Source organism: Mycobacteroides chelonae CCUG 47445, from assembly GCF_001632805.1.
Taxonomy (GTDB): Bacteria; Actinomycetota; Actinomycetes; order Mycobacteriales; family Mycobacteriaceae; genus Mycobacterium; species Mycobacterium chelonae.
Genome location: NZ_CP007220.1, coordinates 3,521,451 through 3,538,311, shown reverse-complemented (window position 1 = coordinate 3,538,311; position 16,861 = coordinate 3,521,451). Strand labels below are relative to the sequence as shown.

General features: G+C 64.8%; 17 protein-coding genes and 1 other RNA gene. 11 read left to right on the top strand and 7 right to left on the bottom strand.

The genetic code is table 11. The annotated features are described in order from the left end of the window. The first annotated feature begins 49 nt into the window (after positions 1 to 49). Positions 50 to 418: a transfer-messenger RNA gene (gene ssrA, locus BB28_RS17330) on the top strand. Positions 419 to 464: 46 nt separating this feature from the next. Here the strand turns inward: ssrA and BB28_RS17325 are convergent. From BB28_RS17325 to BB28_RS17315, 3 genes are all read right to left on the bottom strand, one after another. Further along, complete coding sequence (locus BB28_RS17325) at positions 465 to 974, bottom strand: GNAT family N-acetyltransferase (RefSeq protein WP_046254394.1); 510 nt, start codon at positions 972 to 974, stop codon at positions 465 to 467. A gap of 114 nt (positions 975 to 1,088) precedes the next feature. Further along, positions 1,089 to 1,445, bottom strand: coding sequence for a hypothetical protein (locus BB28_RS17320; protein WP_044105227.1), 357 nt, complete (start codon positions 1,443 to 1,445; stop codon positions 1,089 to 1,091). A gap of 91 nt (positions 1,446 to 1,536) precedes the next feature. Further along, positions 1,537 to 2,178, bottom strand: a complete 642-nt coding sequence (locus tag BB28_RS17315) for an O-methyltransferase (protein WP_046254393.1) — start codon at positions 2,176 to 2,178, stop codon at positions 1,537 to 1,539. 49 nt (positions 2,179 to 2,227) lie between these two features. Between BB28_RS17315 and BB28_RS17310 the strand changes: the two genes are divergently transcribed. The 3 genes from BB28_RS17310 (at position 2,228) to BB28_RS17300 (ending at position 5,013) form a co-directional block, all read left to right on the top strand. After that, on the top strand, positions 2,228 to 2,854 hold the full coding sequence (locus BB28_RS17310; protein WP_109550507.1) for a TetR/AcrR family transcriptional regulator: 627 nt from the start codon (positions 2,228 to 2,230) through the stop codon (positions 2,852 to 2,854). Positions 2,855 to 2,882: 28 nt separating this feature from the next. After that, positions 2,883 to 3,311, top strand: coding sequence for a nitroreductase family deazaflavin-dependent oxidoreductase (locus BB28_RS17305; protein WP_046254391.1), 429 nt, complete (start codon positions 2,883 to 2,885; stop codon positions 3,309 to 3,311). Positions 3,312 to 3,432: 121 nt separating this feature from the next. Then, positions 3,433 to 5,013 carry an LCP family protein gene (locus tag BB28_RS17300; RefSeq protein WP_046254390.1) on the top strand — a complete coding sequence of 527 codons (1,581 nt, stop codon included), beginning with the start codon at positions 3,433 to 3,435 and terminating at the stop codon, positions 5,011 to 5,013. Positions 5,014 to 5,018: 5 nt separating this feature from the next. On the opposite strand, the gene BB28_RS17295 is transcribed toward BB28_RS17300, so the two are convergent. Then, the gene (locus BB28_RS17295; RefSeq protein WP_046254389.1) at positions 5,019 to 5,492 is read right to left on the bottom strand and encodes a nucleoside deaminase; all 474 of its coding nucleotides are present in this window, start codon (positions 5,490 to 5,492) and stop codon (positions 5,019 to 5,021) included. Between the two features lie 64 nt (positions 5,493 to 5,556). On the opposite strand from BB28_RS17295, the gene BB28_RS17290 reads away from it, so the two are divergent. After that, positions 5,557 to 6,465: a LysR family transcriptional regulator gene (locus BB28_RS17290; protein WP_046254388.1), complete on the top strand. Its 909-nt coding sequence runs from the start codon at positions 5,557 to 5,559 to the stop codon at positions 6,463 to 6,465. Here the strand turns inward: BB28_RS17290 and BB28_RS17285 are convergent. Beyond that, positions 6,462 to 6,977 carry a DUF1990 family protein gene (locus tag BB28_RS17285; RefSeq protein WP_046254387.1) on the bottom strand — a complete coding sequence of 172 codons (516 nt, stop codon included), beginning with the start codon at positions 6,975 to 6,977 and terminating at the stop codon, positions 6,462 to 6,464. The genes BB28_RS17290 and BB28_RS17285 overlap by 4 nt on opposite strands. Next, positions 6,974 to 7,399 (bottom strand): winged helix-turn-helix transcriptional regulator, encoded by a 426-nt coding sequence (locus BB28_RS17280; RefSeq protein ID WP_046254386.1) that lies wholly within the window; start codon positions 7,397 to 7,399, stop codon positions 6,974 to 6,976. The genes BB28_RS17285 and BB28_RS17280 overlap by 4 nt, the downstream gene beginning before the upstream one ends. 117 nt (positions 7,400 to 7,516) lie before the next feature. Between BB28_RS17280 and BB28_RS17275 the strand changes: the two genes are divergently transcribed. Beyond that, positions 7,517 to 8,710, top strand: coding sequence for a thiolase family protein (locus tag BB28_RS17275; RefSeq protein WP_046254385.1), 1,194 nt, complete (start codon positions 7,517 to 7,519; stop codon positions 8,708 to 8,710). An 18-nt stretch (positions 8,711 to 8,728) separates the two neighbouring features. Here BB28_RS17275 and BB28_RS17270 read toward each other — a convergent pair whose 3' ends face one another. Continuing rightward, entirely contained in the window at positions 8,729 to 10,195 is a 1,467-nt protein-coding gene (locus tag BB28_RS17270) for a DUF4185 domain-containing protein (protein WP_046254384.1), read from the bottom strand. A 272-nt stretch (positions 10,196 to 10,467) separates the two neighbouring features. Here BB28_RS17270 and BB28_RS17265 point away from each other — a divergent pair, with 272 nt between their 5' ends. The 5 genes from BB28_RS17265 to BB28_RS17245 are packed head-to-tail and all read left to right on the top strand — an operon-like array spanning position 10,468 to position 16,831. Then, complete coding sequence (locus BB28_RS17265) at positions 10,468 to 11,988, top strand: carboxylesterase/lipase family protein (protein WP_046254383.1); 1,521 nt, start codon at positions 10,468 to 10,470, stop codon at positions 11,986 to 11,988. Between the two features lie 44 nt (positions 11,989 to 12,032). Next, positions 12,033 to 13,538 (top strand): carboxylesterase/lipase family protein, encoded by a 1,506-nt coding sequence (locus BB28_RS17260; protein ID WP_046255937.1) that lies wholly within the window; start codon positions 12,033 to 12,035, stop codon positions 13,536 to 13,538. 26 nt (positions 13,539 to 13,564) lie between these two features. Further along, positions 13,565 to 13,888, top strand: a complete 324-nt coding sequence (locus BB28_RS17255; protein WP_030097012.1) for a YbjQ family protein — start codon at positions 13,565 to 13,567, stop codon at positions 13,886 to 13,888. Between the two features lie 49 nt (positions 13,889 to 13,937). Beyond that, entirely contained in the window at positions 13,938 to 15,569 is a 1,632-nt protein-coding gene (pgm, locus tag BB28_RS17250) for a phosphoglucomutase (alpha-D-glucose-1,6-bisphosphate-dependent) (protein WP_046254382.1), read from the top strand. Beyond that, positions 15,554 to 16,831 (top strand): MFS transporter, encoded by a 1,278-nt coding sequence (locus tag BB28_RS17245; RefSeq protein WP_046254381.1) that lies wholly within the window; start codon positions 15,554 to 15,556, stop codon positions 16,829 to 16,831. The genes pgm and BB28_RS17245 overlap by 16 nt, the downstream gene beginning before the upstream one ends. Positions 16,832 to 16,861 lie beyond the last annotated feature (30 nt).

The window sequence follows — 16,861 nt, the reverse complement described above, 5'->3', positions numbered from 1 at the left end:
GATTTGCGGCGGTACGATGGAGTGTCCCACCGAAGGTCGGTGGGGTGACGGGGCTGAAAGGTTTCGACAGCGAGTCTCGACTTAAGGGAAGCGTGCCGGTGCAGGCAAGAGACCACCGTAAGCGTCATTGCAACCAATTAAGCGCCGATTCTCATCAGCGCGACTACGCACTCGCTGCCTAAGCGACTGCGTGTCTGTCAGACCGGGAGCGCCCTCGGCCCGGACCCTGGCATCAGCTAGAGGGACAAACCTACGGGTTCGGTCGCGGGACCCGTAGGGACATCAAACAGCGACTGGGATCGTCATCTCGGCTTGTTCGCGAGACCGAGAGATCCAAGTAGAGGCATAGCGAACTGCGCACGGAGAAGCCTTAATGAACGGCCGTTGGACCCGGGTTCAATTCCCGGCAGCTCCACAAAAGAAGACCCCCCGAATGCCGGGGGGTCTTCTGCTTGAGGCGGCCGTCAGACCCCGAACGCTCCCGGGTAGACGATCTGGCCGCGCGGCGTTTCGCGCTGCGGGTCTAACGCCAGCGCGAGGAACGTGTCATCGGTGACGTCGAAGCCCGCGCTGACACCGAAGGCGGATGCCGGTGTGAATCCGAATCGTGGGTAGTAGAGGGCATGCCCGAGCACCACGACCAAGTTCTCGCCGAGACTGCGTGCGCGCTCGAGGCCGGCGCGAATGGCCGCCGAACCTGCCCCGGTGCGCTGACACCGTGGCAGCACCGCGCACGGCCCCAGGGCCAGTGCGGGTCCTGCGCCCACGGTGCACCGGGTGAGCAGTGCATGGGCCACGATTTCACCCCCGGTGTCGACACTCACGGTGGACAGACCGTCGATCCATGCCGCCGGATCCGCGCGCAACGCATCAACCAAGTCGGCCTCGTCATGGGCAGGGAAGGCCGCGATATTGACCGCACGTATCGCCGAAACATCCTCGGGAAGCTCGGCGCGGGTGGTCCACGTCGTCACGACAGAAATCCTCTATCCGGAGACTAGTCAGCTACCTTGCGGCACTGATGATTTCAGGCATGCTACGTGTCCGGGGCGGCTCACGCATCCCATTATTTGCCAATCGCCACTAGTTCACTTCGCGGCGCGTTTGCACGCCACCGTGATGTACGCGATCTGGTGGTCAACATCGTGGCTCCACGTGACGCCTCCGCGGGTTCCGGCTCCGTCTCCAACGCCGCCACCGGCCTTGGTCTGGGTGGTGGTATCTGCCCACACCGCCGGGCCAATCCGGGTGCCGACTACCGAGCCGGCGTCCAAGGCGCAGTTGCCGATTCGTTCGTACTGAACTTTATAGCCCTGCGATTGCAGCTGGGCACCGAGTTCGCTGGGTGTCTGTGGGGATTTGGGTCCCGCGGAAGCGGGCGCCGCAGACAGCAATGCGAGCGAAGTACATGCCACTGCCGACAGGCCGAGGGTAGATTTGAACATGCCACACCTTCCTGGAGTGGTTCTGAAGGCGTTGGCGGCGGGAGACTTTGGCGAGACGACCGCCGCCAACGCTTTGGGTGAGATTGCACCGTTACACACAACGGCAGCTGAGCTCCATGCATTCCCCGATGGGTGAGGCCACACTCACATAGCCGTTCTCTGGGGTACGGATGTACTCCAAATATGGCTTGCTGCTTTCAAATCCGACGTTGTCGGCGATGACGAGCGCGCCGGGTGCCAGCTTGTCCTCGAGGAGCTTGAGGATCGGCAGATCGAGGTCCGGCCAGCCGTCGAGCAGCAGAAATTCGATGGGCCCCTCAACCGTCTTCAGCGTCTCGCGGGCGTCGCCCTCCAGGATGGTGATCAGGTCGGACACCCCGGCCTCGGCGAAAGTCGCGCGGGAAGCCGCGATCTTCGTGGTGTTCATCTCGGTGGTGATGATGCGTCCAAATCCGTTATCGCGAACGGCGGCGGCCGAATGCAGGGTCGAGATGCCGTACGACAGGCCGTACTCGACGATCGTCTTCGGCTTGGCCGCGCGGACCAGGCTATAGAGCAGCCGTCCGGCATCGGGCGCGATGGGGACGTAAGTGTTCTGGAACAGCTCGACGCGCTCTTCGACGGACTTTGTGTGGAAGGTGTCCCGGTCGACAGGGGGCGCATCATGCGACGCGTTCTCGAAGAGCCGGTCCACGATCGTGGCGAATTGGGGTTCATGAAGTGTTGTTGTCATGCGTTTTAGAATAGACGCAACGTCTCGTCTAGTCTAGAGTGATGATTCGATGAGTGTTGTGAATGAGACGGCGAAGGCTCGCGAGCCCGATGAAGCGCGCCGTCATTTCGGTAACCGCCATGGCCGCAGCGAGACTGCGCGAGAGGCCGTCATTCACGCTGCTGATGATCTGCTGGTCGCCAAGGGCTATGCCGGAGTCACCATGGAGGGCATCGCCAAGGCTGCGGGCGTGGCCAAGCAGACCGTCTATCGATGGTGGAATTCGAAGGCGGACGTGTTGATGGACGTCTTTCTGGAAGATGCCGCCTTCCAGCTCGATCCGCCAGACCTCGGCAGCCTCGAAGCCGACCTGCGGCACCACTTGGCCGCCACCGCACGATTTCTCACCACCGACGACGCTGGTGCGGTGTTCCGGGCCTTGATCGGCCAGTCGCAGCATGATCCGCAGCTTGCCGACGCGTTCCGCGCCCGCTATCTACGTGAGCAGCAGGCGCGCGATCAGATTCCGATCGCGCGTGCGGTGCGGCGAGGGGAGCTGCCGGCCGATGCGGATGTTGCTGGCCTGGCCGAACGGTTGGTGGCGCCGTTGTACTACCGCGTCATCGTGACGGGTGAGTCTGTCGACGGCGGGTTCGTCGACAGAATTGTCAAAGATTTCTTGCAGCGATCGGAATAGTGTCAGCCCAGTTGACATTGTATCTGGCATGACCGAGACAACGCCCAACGATTTCCACGCCAATGTCATGACCGAGATCCGCGAAACAGGCGGTGCCGGCGGCTTCTTTGCGCAATTCGACATGCTGATCCTGCATACCGTGGGTGCCAAGTCGGGCCAGCCCCGTCAGAACCCGATGGCCTATCAGCCGGGCGGCGAGGGTGGCGAGATCTACGTATTCGCCTCCAACAATGGGCGGGAGAACAGCTCCGGTTGGTACTACAACGCGCTGGCTCACCCGGATCGGGTATCGGTGGAGATCGGCGACAACCACTATCCAGTGGCGGTGCGCGATGTGGTGGGTGAGGAGCGCGACAGGATTTACAGGCTCCAGGCCGAGCGCTTTGAGAACTTCGCCGAGTACGAACGCAAGACCACCCGCGTCATCCCGGTTTTGGGGCTCACCCGGGCGGATTAGCGAGCGGCCCTGGCAAATTCACACCGACCTCACAGTGGAACGTTGAGGGAGGACTCGCCGGAGAGGTCGGTGCGCGCTTGCCCCGTTTTGGCCGGACTGTCCAGAACAATGGTCAACTGTTATGGGCGATCTACACGCTGGGCAGGCGCAGCGCTGGGTGCTGCAGAAGGGCCGGCTGGTCGCCGGTATCGCTGCCGCGTTTGTCATGGCCATCACGGGTTTTGGCTGGGCGGGATACAACACGACAGTCGGGCAGATCATCACCTCGCACGTGTTGCCCGGAGTGCTGACACCTGCCGGGCAGGATCAGAACATCCTGCTCATGGGCCTGGATAGTCGGCTCGACCAAAATGGCCAGCCGCTGCCGCAGGAGATGTACGACGCGCTGCACGCCGGTGACGAGACGTCCGGTGGATACAACGCCAATGTGCTGATTGTGGTTCACATCCCGGGCGATGGTGGCCCCATGACGGCGGTGTCGATCCCGCGTGACGACTACGTGGATTTGGCGGGCTGCCCCGGGTCGGTGTGTAAGGGCAAGGTCAAGCAGGCGTACGGATTCGCCTACCAGCAGGCGCTGGACCGGCAGGCCAGCGGCGGCTCCGATGTGGCGGGCGCCAACGATCTGACCGCGCGTGAGCAGGCCGCCCGCGAGGCGGGACGCAAGGCCCAGATCGACACGGTGAGCAACTTTCTGGGTGTGCCGATCGATCATTTCGTGGAGGTGACCCTTGCCGCGTTCTTCCAGATCGCCAAGGCGGTGCAGCCCATCACCGTGTGCCTGAACCACGACACGATCGACGAGTTCTCCGGGGCCAACTTCCACGAGGGCGTTCAGCAGATCGACGCATCCCAGGCGATGGCCTTTGTCAGGCAACGACGGGACGAAAACGACGGCTCGTTTACGGATATGGACCGCACCAGGCGCCAGCAGGCCTTCCTCGTGTCATTGTTGACCGCGGTTCGTAAGGGCGGGGTGATGTCCAATCCCGCTGCGATACGCAACATCCTGAATGTCGCACACGAGAACGTCGCGATCGACTCCGGGCTCAACCTCGTCGACTTCGCCGCGCGCGCCTCGCAACTGACCAAGAGGCCGATGGCTTTTTACACGCTGCCCATCTCTGACTTCGGCCACGATGCCAACGGTTCGGACGTCAACATCGTCGATCTGCCCACGATCCGGCAGATCGTGCACGACCGCTTCTCCGCCGATATCCCTCCCGCGCCGCCCGCTGCGGCCGCGCCGCCGACGGCGGTTTCTCTGTCGGCGCCCATAGTGCTCAACGTTGTCAATGCGACGGACCGGGACGGGCTGGGTGCAGCGATCGAAGATGCCTTTACCGCGCGGGGATTCACGCGTGGTCGGGCGACGACGGCAGAGTCCATGTCGACCGAGAGCTCGATCATGTACGGCTCAGATGCCCAGGAGGGCGCGCAAGCGCTCGCCGATCAACTGCACCTGCCGATGACGGAATCCGGTGCGGTCGCACCCGGAACGGTCCAGTTGACGGTGGGCTCGCAGTTTCCTGCGGACGACTACATTGCGCACCACAGTGCCGGTAAGAAGGCCGATTCGTCGGCGGAGGCCAATTCCAGCGACGTGATGACCGCAGTGGCCGCAACGGGAACCGGTGTTCAGGCGCCAGCGCCGACCGACTTGAGCCAGATGGGTGCTGACGGCGTCGCGTGCGTCAAGTGAGCTGATCAGCCGTTGCGGAAACGGACATGCAAGGCGTGTACCTCTTCCGCGAGATCCGGCGCCGGACCGTCGGTCTCGATATCGGGGGCCACCGCATTGATCGACAGCGCCGCGACCGGACTTGGGGGCGCACCAAGCGCGGTGAGCCACTGCGTCAGCTGGGCCGAGGAGCTGGCGTACACGATCCGTCCTAGACCGACCCAGGCATGGGCCGCCGAACACATCGGGCAATGCTCACCAGAGGTGTAGACGGTGGATGCCGCGCGCTCGCCTGCTGAAAGGTGTTCGGCGGACCACCGTGCGAGTTCGAACTCGGGATGGCGCGTCGAATCGCCTCCACCGACGCGGTTGCGATCTTCGGTCAGCACGGCGCCATCGGGTCCGGTGAGTAGTGACCCAAACGGTTCGTCGCCCGCGTCGAGGGCCTCGGCGGCCAGTTCGACGCAGCGCCGCAGGTGGCGGATATCGGTGTCGTCCATAGCCTTCTCATCGTAATCAGGGGCAATTACCAGGCATTTTGGCGGAACCTCATAAACTGTACTTATGCCTCTCCCTCCGGGCACGCCCGACCTCGACGTGCTGGACCTGCTGGTGTCCGTTGCCGAGACGGGCAGCCTCGGGGCGGCAGCACGCATGCACGGCATCTCCCAGCCCGCGGCCAGCATGCGAATGCGGGCACTGGAACGCCGTCTGCGGCTGGTGCTGCTGGAGCGAGGTCCCACCGGGTCGCGGCTGACCGACGCCGGACTTGCGGTGGTCGGCCATGCCGCCCCGGTCTTGGCAGCAGCGCGCGAGTTCGTTGCGGGCGTGGCGGCTCTGCATTCCGGTCACACGCCCCGCCTGGTGGTCGCCGCCTCGCGCACCATCGCCGATTACCGGATACCGCTGTGGCTCACGGCACTTCGCGCACGACATGCGGATGTCCCGGTGTCCCTCGAAGTTGGCAATACGCAACAGGTGTGCGAGCTGGTGCGGGCCGGAAGCGCGACCCTGGGATTCATCGAGGGACCGCACGCACCTGCCGGCCTGGCCGGGGAGGTGCTGGGCGCCGACGAGCTGGTCATCGTGGTGGGGCAGGGACACAAGTGGGCGCGGCGCCGCAAGCCGGTGACGCTCCGTGAACTCGCCACCACCCCGCTGCTCATGCGTGAGCCGGGTTCGGGAACCCGCGACACAGTCTGGGAGGTGCTGAGCCAGGTGTGTCAGCCGGCGGCACCGGCGGCGGAGTTGGGTTCAGCAGCCGCGATCAAAGCGGCCGCGGCAACGGGATTGGCACCCGCGGTGATCAGCCGCCTCATCGCGGCACCCGAACTGTTGGCGGGGACGCTGGTCGAGGTGACGCTCGCCGACGGTACCGACTTCACACGCCAGTTTCGGGCGGTGTGGCGACCGGGTGCTGCGCCGACAGGACCGGCACGTGCGTTGGTGGACCTTGCGTCGTCGGACGCCTAGGAGGACAGCGACCGTAAGTATCGGCGGCGGAAGACCCGTTGCGCCAACAGAAGCGCCGGAAACACCAGCCGCCAGAATCCGGATGGTGCGGGCTGCGTCAACGAGCGCAGCGTGAGAAACACCGTCCCGTCGCCGTTCCGGTGCACGATGAATGCTTCCTCGCCCGACACGGGATGGCCCGGCAATGTGCCGTACGCAAAACCGCACCGGTTGTTGGTGTTGGTCACGGCGACAACGCGTACCGGCTCGTGAACGCTGAATGGACCCCATCCGAGGCTGATCTGGAACTCGGTGCCCTCATGCGCAGCGCCCTCCGGATTCACCCGGAACCCGCTGCGGCGCTTGACACCCCAGTTCAGTACCGCTTGCGAAGCCTCTTGCCATGCGTGGTTTCCGTGTCCGACGGGGACGGTCTGCTCGAATCGTCGTAGGGCGGACGGGGTGGCTGGCCAGCCACTTTCGGCCAGGCATGTGGCCCCCGCGGGCTGATACGTCAAAGGCTTTGAGCTCATCGGACCTCGCCGATTCTCCGCGCCGTGATGTCGTCGAAGGTCACTGTCTCTCCGCAACTTTCGCAGGCCGGATGGATATGCAGCACCGACCCGCATTGGTGTTCCCAGACGCTGGGCGGGGGGCCCTGCGTGACGAACCTGTCGCCCCAGTCCATCAAGGCGAACAGCACTGGCCGCAGCGCGCGCCCCGATTCAGTCAGCAGGTATTCATAGCGGGGAGGGCGCTGTTCGTACTGGCGCTTCTCCAGCACGCCCGCGTCCACGAGCTTGCGCAGCCTGGCGGCCAGAATGTCGCGGCTGGCGCCGGTGTTGCGAACGATCTCGTCGAACCGTCGACTGCCCAGCATGATCTCGCGCAGGGCCAGCAGGGTCCAGCGTTCCCCGATCACATCGAGGGCATTCGCGATCGAGCAGTTTCTCATAGTCGTGAAATCCAACTTAGCACGTTATGCACTTGGTCACAGTTAGTTGTGAATTCCAACTGACTGCGCGTATACCGGCAGAAGAGGAGTTCAACGGCGAATTCAGGAGGCAGGGCAATGAGAGACGCAGTGATCGTCGACGCGGTGCGTACACCCGTCGGAAAGGGAAAGCCCGGGGGATCACTCTCGGGCGTGCACCCGGTCGATCTACACGCACACGCCATTCGCGCACTCGTTGAACGTACCGGGATAGACCCGGCTCTCGTAGACGACGTCATCAGTGGTGCGGTCGGGCAGGTAGGGGAGCAGAGTTCCAACACCGCGAGGTGGGCGGCGCTGGCCGCGGGGTTGCCCGAGACCACCCCGGCGGTCACCGTGGATCGGCAATGTGGCAGCAGTCAACAGGCCATTCACTTTGCTGCGCAAGGGGTTATCGCTGGTGCCTACGACGTCGTGATCGCCTCGGGTATCGAGTCGATGAGTCGAGTGCCCATGGGCAGCCAGAGCCTGGGCAAGGACTTTTTCGGCTCGGCGGTTGCCGGTCGCTATCCGGAAGGGCTCGTCCCGCAGGGCATTAGCGCGGAACTGATCGCCAAGAAGTGGAACCTGTCGCGCCAGGATCTGGATGCCTTCGCGGCCGAGAGTCACCGTCGCGCCGCACAGGCCTGGGCCGAGGGGAGATTCGCGCGCGATGTGGTGCCGATCAAGGCCCCCACCGTCGATGGCGAGTTGGTTGAGGTACTCAGCGACGAATCGGTGAGGCCATCGACCACTGTGGACGTCTTGGCGGGGCTCAAACCCGCCTTCCGTAATGAGTTGTGGGAGCAACGCTTCCCGCAGATTGAATGGAAGGTGACGGCGGGTAACTCCTCGCCGATCAACGATGGCGCATCGGCTGTGCTCATCACCTCCAGCGAGACCGCCAAGCGCCTCGGGCTGACTCCGCGGGCCCGCGTGCATTCGGTGGCGGTGGTGGGTGATGATCCGTTGTACATGCTTACGGGAGTCATCCCCGCGACCGCGAAAGTCCTTGACCGCGCAGGTCTATCGGTGGCGGATATCGACGCCTTCGAGGTCAACGAGGCCTTTGCCTCGGTGGTTCTGGCCTGGCAGGCGGAGACCGGCGCAGATCTGTCCAAGGTCAACATCAACGGCGGCGCCACCGCCCTCGGGCATCCGCTGGGGGCCAGCGGCGGGCGGTTGATGACGACGCTGATATCGGTGTTGGAGCAGACCGGCGGACGCTACGGCCTGCAAACCATGTGTGAGGCGGGCGGTTTGGCCAATGCGACCATCATCGAGCGGATCTAGCAGGCTGACGTCAGCGGATTACGGCAGTGTTGTGCGCATCAACATCACGTTGTAGGCCGACCACAGCGACAAGTTGAAGTACAGCTCCTTGCCGGTTGTCCACGGATGCAGGTATGGCGCGTAGGGGCCACCCGGCATCTGTGACTCGGTGACGATGACCTGCGGTGGACTCCACGGGCCCTGCGGTGCCGGGGAAGTCGAGAGCAGCACGTCTCCCTGCTTATCGCCGTACATCACCAGGTACTTCTTGAGGTAGGTGTTGTATTGCGCTGACATCTCACCCACCGGGCCCGAGATGATCGGGGTCGCCGCGTTGGGGTCGCCCGGCACCCAGGAGCCCCGGTCGGTGTTCCAGAACTCATGCTTGGCGGCATCGGGCAGGTTGCCGGGCAACGCGCGTGAGACGAAGCCGGATCCGCTTCGCCCGGAGGGGGTTCCGAAGATGTAGATGTAGCCGTCGTTGCCCTTGACGTATGCGGCCTGCTGAAAGTTCTCATTTCCCGGCGTGAAGGGAACCTGGCTGATGGCGTCGGGGGAGGCCGGACGGATGCTCTGCGGAAAGGTCTTCCAGTTCTGACCGTTGTCGTTGGACACCGCGGTCGCCGAGTAGTTGGTGGTCCATTCCCCGGCGCTGTCCCAGCTCTTGATGGACATGTAGTTCATGTACTGCGTACGTCCGACGGAGATGGCGGCCGTGGGAATGATGCCCCGCTCCTGAGCGGCCCACTTGATGGGCGGGATGATCTGCTTGGAGTAGCCCGGGCGTGACTGTGGAGATCCGGCGTACGGGTTGGAGGTCGACCCGTCCGCCACGGCAAGGCCGCGTGAAAGCGACTTGTCCTGGGTGCGCAGCAGGGTGTTGTACCGCCACTGCTGGCTTCTCATTCCGCAGTATCCGTAGGTATCGCCAAAGGCCATCAGCACCTGGCGGCCGGCGGAATCGCCGTTGTCCCACATGATTCCGAGGTCAGTACCGGAGATGCTGAACTTCTGAAGGGTGTTGGCGCCGGTGTCCACTCCGGTCACCCAGCCAACGACCGAAGTGCTCGGGGAGACGGCGGCCTCGGCGGCCGGACCGACGGCAGGAGCCGCGGGAGCGGGAGCGACGGCTGCGGCCTGTTGATCCTGCAGATTGTTCGGTGAGCCGGGCTCCGGGGGGTTGGGCAGGGCCGGCCGTGCCAGCTCCTGAGCCCAACCCGGCTTCTTCTTGGCGCTCTGTTGAGGCAGGACCTGCTTGAGGATGGCCAGCGGCAGCTTGCCCAGCTCCGGCAGTGGGGCTTTGTCATTGGCGCCAGCGGGTCGGCGGCCGATCGGGGGAGCCTGTCCGGGTATGCCTTCGTCGGGAACCGGAGTGGGCGGCTGCAGACCCGCGGCAGGGCCGGTGCATGGGTCGGCATACGCCATGGGCGCAACATCGATGGCGACGCTTGAGCCGATAACGGCCGAGGTCATCAAAACCACGGAGATTCGGCGACGCCTCGACATGTCAGACCTTCCCGGGGCAGGACGCCATCTCGACGTCAGCAATTGACTCCCGTGACGATAGTGGCCTGTGGGGCCAATGTGGCTATTGGTGCATCGATAGGTATGTTCCCGTGACCAGGCCGAAATCAGCCAGGGCGGCGGCCCCTGATTTTTGGAGACCGTGATCAGTTATCTGTAGCGGAGGGCGTTGCTGCGCTCGAATTACCTGGATTTGCCCAGTTTTCCGGCAACCAGTACGGCGCTTGACGTCGCGGACAGCTATCTTGACTGCCATGGCATCAGGGTCGAAGACGCCCACTGTCCGCGTGAGCACTCCCAATGGAATCGTCGAAGGCTTCGTGCGGGGAGGCGTGCGGCGCTTCCGGTCCATTCCCTACGCTCGCCCGCCGATCGGATTGCTGCGCCTGCGGGCGCCGCAGCCGGCTCTGCCGTGGGACGGGGTGCGTGACTGCACCGAATTCGGCGCAGCGGCACCGCAGCGGCGCCGCTACCGGGTGCTGGGGCCCGGGCGCGTGCAACGGGCCAGCGAGGACTGCCTGACGGTCAACGTCGTCACCCCCGATCGCCCGTCCAACGAACCGCTACCGGTGATGTTCTTCATCTACGGCGGCGGTTACCTCCTGGGTAGCTCGGCCACCCCGCTGTATGACGGTGGCTCCCTGGCTCGGCGCGGGTGCGTGTACGTCTCGGTGAACTACCGGGTGGGGGCACTGGGTGCCCTCGATCTGTCGTCGCTGTCCAACCGCGAACACACCATCGACGGCAATCTGTTTCTGCGCGATGTCGTGCTGGCCCTGCAGTGGGTGCATGACAACATCGCGACCTTCGGCGGTGACCCGGCGAATGTGACGATTTTCGGGGAGAGTGCCGGAGCGCACTGCGTGGAGACGCTGATGGCCACCCCCGCCGCCGGTGGCCTGTTTCACCGCGCGATCTGCCAGAGCACTGCTAGCGGTATGGCGGTGCCCGCCGACTCGGCCGCGCTCTATGCCCAGAAATTCGCCCATATCCTCGGTGCCGCACCGGAAGCGGCCGCGCAGGCGGTGCTGGGGGCGACGCCCGCCGAACTGGGGGCCGCCCTCGACGCATTGATTACCGACATCGTGACGAACATGCCCGGCGGGTCGTTCGCGATCGGCCCGTGCATCGATGGTCACTATCTGCCGCGTCACCCCGTCGAGGCCATGGAACACGGTGAGGCACATCGTGTTCCGTTGATCGTCGGGCACAACGCCGACGAGGCCAAGCTGTTCACGCGGGTGCTCAAGATGATGCCGCTGTCCGAGGAGGCGCTGGAGGGGATGCTGATGCGGGGCGGGCCTGTCCATCGTGACCGCATCGTGGCGGCGTATCCGGGATATCCGGGGCGATCCGCGCGCGTCAAACTCGCCGGCGATATGAATTTCTCGACGGCCGCCTGGCAAATGGCGGAGGCGCATCACCGATACGCGCCGGTGTATTTCTACCGGTACGACTACGCGCCCGGGGCGCTGCGGATGGCCGGAATGGGCGCCACGCATGCCACCGAATTGCTTGCGGTATTCGATAGTTACCGCGGCGCGATGGGCACCGTGATGGCGGGAGCTCTTGGCCAGCGTGATGCGGTGCGAGTCAGCAATGATGTGCAACGGCGCTGGCTTGCTTTCGCGCGCAGTGGAATTCCCGGTGATGGTTGGCCGGTCTACGAGCCGCCGGATCGCGCGGTAATGGTGTTCGACCACGCCACGCGCGTGGAGCCGGACCCGGAGGCGACACGTCGCGCGGCGTGGGAAGGCTTCAGCCTCACCCTCTGATTTGACCATTGTGGCCCAACCGGTTGGTTACCTAGGATGTGCCGATGGCAAAGAAGCCCATCCGCATCAACACCGTCAACGGCACCATCGAAGGATTCACCCGAGGCGGCGTGCATCGCTTCCGTGGGATTCCCTACGCCGAGCCGCCGGTGGGTCCGCTGCGCCTGCGGGCGCCACGGCCGGCCCAGCCGTGGACGGGAGTGCGTAAGTGCCGCACCTGGGGTGCAGCCTCCATTCAGCAGCATCGCTTCGCGATCATCCTGCCCGGCAAGCCGCAGAAGCTCAGCGAGGACTGCCTGACTCTCAACGTGGTGGCCCCCGAGGGGCCCGTCAGTGGGCCATTGCCGGTGATGTTCTTCATCCACGGCGGGGGCTATTTCCTGGGCAGCTCGGCGACCCCGCTGTATGACGGCGCGAGTCTTGCGCGCCGTGGATGTGTGTATGTGTCGGTCAACTACCGCCTGGGTGGGCTCGGCTGCGTGGACCTTTCATCGCTGTCGGACGAGACGCACACCATCGACAGCAACCTGTACCTGCGCGACTTGGTGCTGGCGTTGCAGTGGGTGCGCGACAACATCGGTGCCTTCGGGGGCGATCCCCACAACGTGACGATCTTCGGGGAGAGCGCCGGGTCGCACGCCGTGAACACGCTGCTTGCGGTGCCCTCAGCCGCAGGACTGTTCCACCGGGTGATCTGCCAGAGCACCGCCAGCGGGCTGGTGGTCAGCGCCGAGGATGCTGTGGTGAACGCGCGCCAGTTCGCGAAGTACCTGGGCGCGACCGACTCGAACGCGGCCGAAACAGTTCTCTCCGCGAAGTCGAAGAATCTTGTGAAGGCCCTGTTTCGGCTGATCGGATCCGCCAAACATGTACCAGGTCTGTCGCTGCGGATCGGGCCAAGCATCGACGGCGACGTACTGCCTCTCGATCCCGTTGAGGCCATGGAACGCGGTGAGGCACATCGTGTTCCACTCATCATTGGGTACAACGCCGAAGAGGCCACCCTGTTTACCAAGATCCTCAAGATCCTTCCGATCACACCGGATGCGCTGGAGCACGCGTTGTCCAAGGACGGGCCGGAGTTTGTCCAGCGCATTGTCGGTAGTTACGACGGGTATCCATCGGAGAAGGCGCTTCTACAGCTGGCCGGCGACCTGGCATTCGGCACGGCGGCATGGCGCGTGGCGGAGGCGCACGGTCAGTACGCGCCGACCTACTTCTACCGGTATGACTACGCGACGCGCGCCTTACGCCGCTATGGGCTGGGACCCACCCACGCGATCGAACTCCTCGCGGTCTTCGGTACCTACCGGACCGTCGCCGGGCCCATCCTGGCGGGACGCAGGGACCGCGCCGCCGCGCGGGCCGTCAGCGACGAGATGCAGACGCGTTGGCTGTCATTCGCGCGCACCGGGAGCCCCGGCGACGGCTGGCCCGCCCACACGGTGCCGGAGCGCCAGGTGTTGATCATCGATAATCCGTCCAGGCTAGAGGCCGATCCCGACGGAGATCGGCGCCCGCTGTGGCAGGACGCCACCTCGATCGTCTGATTAAGTGGCGGCGGTACCTTGGGCCCATGATCATTGTGACGAGCAACGACATCCCCGGGTACAAGATCGCCGCGGTGTTCGGCGAGGTCTTCGGTTTGACCGTGCGATCGCGGCACATCGGCTCCAACCTTGCCGCTTCGTTCAAGTCCATTGCGGGCGGTGAGCTCAAGGGCATCACTCAGTTGCTGCACGAGAGTCGTCGCGAGGCACTGTCCCGATTGGCGGCAGAAGCCGAGTCGCGCGGCGCGAATGCGGTGGTCGCGTTCCGATTCGAGACCACCGAGTACGCGAACACGGGCGTCGAGGTGTGTGCCTACGGCACCGCCGTCGGCATTCAGCCACTCCAATAGCGACCGTTCGGTAAGACACGGTTCACTTGATCCGGGCAGAATCAGGCGGGTGAGCAACGCGCGCGCCGGACAGCCGGCCCAGCCGGAAGACCTCATCGACATCGCCCATGTGGTGACCGCGTATTACGCGATAGACCCCGACCCGGGAGACGTGGCGCAGCAGGTCGTCTTCGGGACCTCCGGGCACCGAGGGTCGAGTCTCGACGGCGCCTTCAACGAGGCGCACATCGTCGCTACCACCGAGGCGATCGTCGAGTACCGGGCCTCGCAGGGCACCACCGGCCCACTGTTCATCGGTCGAGACACCCACGCGCTCTCCGAACCCGCGTGGACCAGCGCATTGGAGGTTTTGGCCGCCAATGGTGTTGTAGTGGCTGTGGATTCGCGTGACCGGTACACCCCGACTCCGGCAGTGAGCCATGCCATCCTGCGGCACAACCAGGGCAAGACCACGGGTTTGGCCGACGGGATCGTCGTTACCCCTTCGCATAACCCGCCCCGCGACGGCGGGTTCAAGTACAACCCGCCGCACGGTGGCCCTGCCGATACCGATGCCACTGGGGCGATCGCCGCGCGCGCCAACGAGATTCTGCGTTCGGGCTGGCGCTCGGTGAAGCGAGTACCGCTGGCAGAGGCGCTGAAATCCGTGCAGCGGTATGACTTTCAGCAGACATATGTGGACGACCTCATCAACGTCGTCGATCTCGACGTCATCAAGGGTGCAGGCATCCGGATCGGCGCCGACCCGCTGGGCGGGGCCAGCGTCGATTACTGGGCCGCGATCGCCGAGCGCTGGTCGCTGGACCTGACCGTGGTGAACCCGCTCGTGGACGCCACCTGGCGGTTCATGACCCTGGATCACGACGGCAAGATCCGGATGGACTGCTCCTCGCCCGATGCGATGGCCTCGTTGGTGGCGTCGCGGGACAAGTACCAGATTGCGACGGGAAACGACGCCGATTCGGATCGACACGGCATCGTGACTCCCGATGCGGGACTGATGAACCCCAACCACTATCTGGCGGTGGCCATCGACTACCTGTTCAGCCACCGGGACGGCTGGGCCGCCGAGACCGCCGTGGGTAAGACGCTGGTGAGTTCGTCGATCATCGACCGGGTGGTGGCCGGGCTGAACCGAACGCTGCTTGAGGTTCCTGTCGGATTCAAGTGGTTTGTGGACGGATTGATCGGCGGGACAATCGGTTTCGGTGGCGAGGAGAGCGCCGGAGCATCCTTCCTGCGTCGTAACGGATCGGTGTGGACGACCGACAAGGACGGCATCATCGCCGCCCTGCTGGCCTCGGAGATCCTTGCAGTCACCGGGACCACGCCCTCGCAGCGCTACGGGCAGCTGACCGAGAAGTACGGCGCGCCAACATATGCGCGCGTCGATGCGCCCGCGAGCCGCGAGCAGAAGGCTGTGTTGGGCAAGCTTTCGCCTGAGCAGGTCAGCGCCACCGAACTGGCCGGTGAACCCATCGTCGCCAAGTTGACGAACGCGCCCGGCAATGGGGCGCCGATCGGCGGACTCAAGGTTGTCACCGAAAACGCCTGGTTTGCGGCACGGCCGTCGGGCACTGAGGATGTATACAAGATCTATGCAGAATCTTTCCTGGGTGCAGAGCACTTGCGGCAGGTGCAGGACGCTGCCCGCGAGGTGGTCTCATCGGTGATCGGGTAAGCGACTGTCCCGGTAACGAGGCGGACACCAAACCGCGCCTGCCCTGGGAGATCTGGGTCCTGGTTGTCGCGTGCCTGGTGATCGCGCTGGGGTTTGGCGTGGTGGCGCCCGCACTGCCGCAGTACGCTCGCAGCTTCGGGGTGAGCGTCACGGCGGCGACCGCGGTGGTGAGCTCGTTTGCCGCATTCCGCCTGGTGTTCGCGCCGGCCGCAGGCGCGCTGGTGCAGCGGCTGGGGGAGCGCTGGGTCTACATGTCCGGACTGCTGATCGTCGCGGTATCCACCGGGTGCTGCGCCTTCGTGCATGACTACTGGCAGCTGCTGATATTCCGGTCACTCGGTGGTGTCGGCTCCACCATGTTCACCGTGTCGGCGGCCGCGCTGCTGGTGCGCATCGCGCCCGAAGAGATTCGCGGACGTGCGCAGGGGCTGTACGGGTCGAGCTTCCTGCTCGGGATGGTGGCCGGGCCGGTCCTGGGTAGTGCCGTTGTGGGCCTGAGTCTTTCGGCACCGTTCATCATCTACGCGGCGGCGCTGGTGGCCGTCGCCGTGCTGGTCCACTTCGGGCTGCGGCGCTCCACGCTGCTGGAGGTCGCCGACGAGCATCACGGCACTCCGGTGACACTGAAATCCGCGCTGCATCACCGAACCTTCCTGGCCGCGCTGATGTCGAATTTCAGTGCGGGATGGGCCATCTTCGGAATCCGTGGGGCCTTGCTGCCGCTGTTTGTGATCGAGGCGCTGCATCAGCGCCCGGGCGCCGCCGGACTGGTGTTCGCCGCATTCGCGGCGGGAGACGTGTCCACGGCTTTCCTGGCGGGGTCGTGGTCCGATGACATCGGGCGCAAGCCGCTGGTGGTCGCCGGGCTGGTGGTCTGCGGTTCGACCGTGGTGGCGATGGGCTTCACATCGTCGCTGCCGGCGCTCATCGTGCTGTCGCTCATCGGTGGGATCGGCGCCGGTTTGTATGCGTCGCCGCAGCAGGCCGCCGTGGCCGATGTGGTGGGCAGCCGGGGCCGGGCAGGAACGGCGCTGGCCACCTTCCAGATGACCTCCGATGTCGGGCTGGTGATCGGACCCGTCGTCGCGGGGGTCATCGCCGAGCACACGTCGTACGGATGGGCGTTCGTGGCGGGCGGTGCGATGCCGCTGATCGCGGCCGTGGCGTGGGTGTTCGCACCGGAGACGCTGGGGAGACTTGCGTCACCGCAGGTTAGGAGTATGCAGGAAGTAGCAGAGGATGTCGGCGGTCCTGAGCGCTGAGATTTTGAGAGCCCGTCGCCGTGGTGTAAC